This is a genomic window from Synechococcus sp. WC101 (assembly GCF_047461555.1).
Lineage (GTDB): Bacteria > Cyanobacteriota > Cyanobacteriia > Thermostichales > Thermostichaceae > Thermostichus.
In genome coordinates, this window is sequence record NZ_JANSHG010000241.1 from 1 (window position 1) to 2,535 (window position 2,535).

General features: G+C 62.5%; 3 protein-coding genes. 1 reads left to right on the forward strand and 2 read right to left on the reverse strand.

Features of this window, described 5'->3' with window-relative positions; genetic code table 11:
* Together NW809_RS11940 and NW809_RS11945 are read right to left on the reverse strand one after the other, a co-directional pair.
* Nucleotides 1-310: CRISPR-associated endonuclease Cas1 (locus NW809_RS11940; RefSeq protein ID WP_414402238.1), on the reverse strand; the 310-nt coding region annotated here is incomplete at its 3' end.
* Entirely contained in the window at nt 307-1,713 is a 1,407-nt protein-coding gene (locus tag NW809_RS11945) for a TIGR03985 family CRISPR-associated protein (RefSeq protein ID WP_414402239.1), read from the reverse strand. The genes NW809_RS11945 and NW809_RS11940, both read right to left, overlap by 4 nt.
* A gap of 129 nt (nt 1,714-1,842) precedes the next feature.
* Between NW809_RS11945 and crn3 the strand changes: the two genes are divergently transcribed.
* A partial coding sequence (crn3, locus tag NW809_RS11950; protein WP_414402240.1) for a CRISPR-associated ring nuclease Crn3/Csx3 occupies nt 1,843-2,535 on the forward strand: 693 nt, incomplete at its 3' end.

A 2,535-nucleotide genomic window follows, 5' to 3' on the forward strand; every position in this document is an offset into this window, starting at 1 on the left:
CCTTGGCCCACCTCAGCCCCCAGGGGGAGTAGGCCCGCTGATACTGGGCCAGACGGATCTCAGAGTTGGTGGAGAAGGATCCCTGCAGGCGACCGCGAAAACCGCCATCCGCACGCAAAAAAATGGTTTCGATGCCTCGATCCAGCAGTTGGGCCAAAGCTGCGCTGGTCAATTGGATCCCGGGCAACACCACCACCAGCTCCACCTCCGCAAGGCGGCAAAGCTGCTCCTGGCCGCGGCGCCGAATGAGCAAGCTTTGGTTCTGGCAGTGAACCACGGTGCCCGGCTCGGTTAAGTAGAGGGTGGTCATGGGCAGGCGGGTTTGGCAAGAGCCAGTTCGGGCCGGTAAAACTGCAGCTCTGCCTCCGCTTCCTGGGCCATCTGTTCCCGATAGGCCAGAGGGGCAATCACTTCGCCGTTGGGCCGCCAATCCCGCAGGCGCATGGTGAAATTGGTGTCTCCCACCCGCACATAGGCGCAGAAGTAGCGGTCGCTGGCCGGCCTCTGCCGGAGAATGTGCAAGATCTTTTCCCGTTCCCCCGCATCGGCGATCTCCCGCCGCACCAAAGCCGGGATCCGCTCGTAGGCAATGGGCTGGAAGGTGGGGTGGCGTACTGTGTTGTCCACGTAGCGGCGGGCAAACTGCGGCGCAAAGCGCAGGATCAAGAGCGCCTTGGGCAGATAGAAATCGGATCCCCAGGCCTCTTCCCAGGCCGCTTGCACCTCCTCAGGAGTGGGCAGATTCCCCTGCCTCTGGCGGGCCAAGAGCTCCGCCGACACCGCAGGGTCAGACCAGGGCACCACCGTCAGGCGAGGCGAGCGAATGCGATCCAGGCGAAAGTTGTGCCAGCCCAGGGATCTGGCAGCGTGCGGGAGCTGGCCGAAGGCGGCCAAGTACTTGGCGCGGCGGGCATAAAACAGGCAAACCGGGTAGGTGAGGACCTTTTGGATCCCGTGCTGGCGAGTTTCGTAATCAAAGCGGATCAGCCCTGCTGCCGGTTTTGTCCAGAAAGCCTCTAGCTGGTTTTGGTATTCGTCCACCCGTTCTTGCTGTTCGTCTGAGAGGATGTACTCAAACCACACAAACAGCCGCCGCTGCGAGTGTTGATGCCCCCCCCAGATATCGTCCAGCAACACCTGCACATCGGGATGCACAAAGGCCACGTCGCTGAGGACGTGGTAGATCTGCTCAAGCTGGCTACCCGACAACGTCAAGGCCGAGGCGGGCGTCGGCAAGGGGGGGCGATCCCCGGCGGCACGGCAGCGAAAGTTATCTCTTCGCCTGGAGTTGGCCTCGATTGGCTGCAGCCAGCCCTGAGCGGCCAGGTAGTCCAGCTCTTTGCGCAGGGTGCGGTGGGTCTTCAAAAAGGGCCGGCTGGCCAGCCGCGTCTCCAGATGGGGAACTTCGGCTTTTAAGGCGGCCAGCAGGTCGGGATGCTCCAGCCAAAAGCTCAGAGGCTTCTGGCAAATGCAACTGGGATCCGGGCAGGAGATCCCATGGGGCAAATCCTGCCGGGGGTGGCTGGGCGAGAAGAGGCGATCGCGGATGTGGGTGTAGCCAAAGGTCTCTGGCAGATCCGGCCAACGGTTTTCGCTGTACAAACCCTGGAGCAACACCCAGAGACGCACCGCCCGCTCCAGGCGCTCTGCCAACTGCCCGCCTGCCAGCCAGCGCAACACCTCCACCGTCAAAGGCAACTCCCCTCCGTTCATCTCCCCCTCCAGGGCAAGGCACAGACCAAGGTCGGATCCCTTCGCCCCTACTCTGCCAACAATTGGAAGATCTTGCTTCCAATCTTCCCCATACTGGGGCCAGGCTGTTGTCTTTCTGTCCCAATTTCCATGTCTGCTGTGGCGCTGCAGTTGCGGTCTGGCTATCTGGCCCATTGGCCGCAGAAACCCCATCTTGGGGGGCTACCGTTTCAGGTGATTGAAATCGAGCTGACCCGACCGGATCGGCTGGTTTTCCCGGAAGATCTGGCCCAACTGCGCCTGCCTGGGGGGATCGACCCCCGCTTGGGAGTGGTGCTGAGCGGGCGCGCCCCCATCTGGCTCTACGGCTGGTTGGTGCACGAGTGCCACTTTACCCGCTGGGTGGCCTGCTACGACCCGCGCTTGGGGGCAGTGGTGGTCTCCAGCCATAGCCCAGACGTGCAGGTGGGCGAGATCATTCCCTGGGTGCAGGGCAGGCCAGGCTCAGAATTGGCGGCGGCAGTGATGGTGGTGGGCCCTCCGGATAGCGGCAAAAGCCGCCTGGCCCGCGCTCTTTTCGAGTCCCTGCTGCCTCAGGCTCCCAACGTTTATCTGCAGCGGGCCCACTGGGATGGGGAAGGAAATTGGACGTTGGATCTGCCGCCGGAAGAAGCCAAAATCCTCAAGCACCGCTACCGGGGCCGCCTGACCCCCGATTTTTTCAGCTTTCACGCCCAGGCCATCCTCGCCCTGCGCCAACAAAAAAGCCTGGTGATCGTGGATGTGGGCGGCAAGGTGGATCCCCACAAGCAGCCGATCCTGGAAGCCTGCTCCCATTATCTC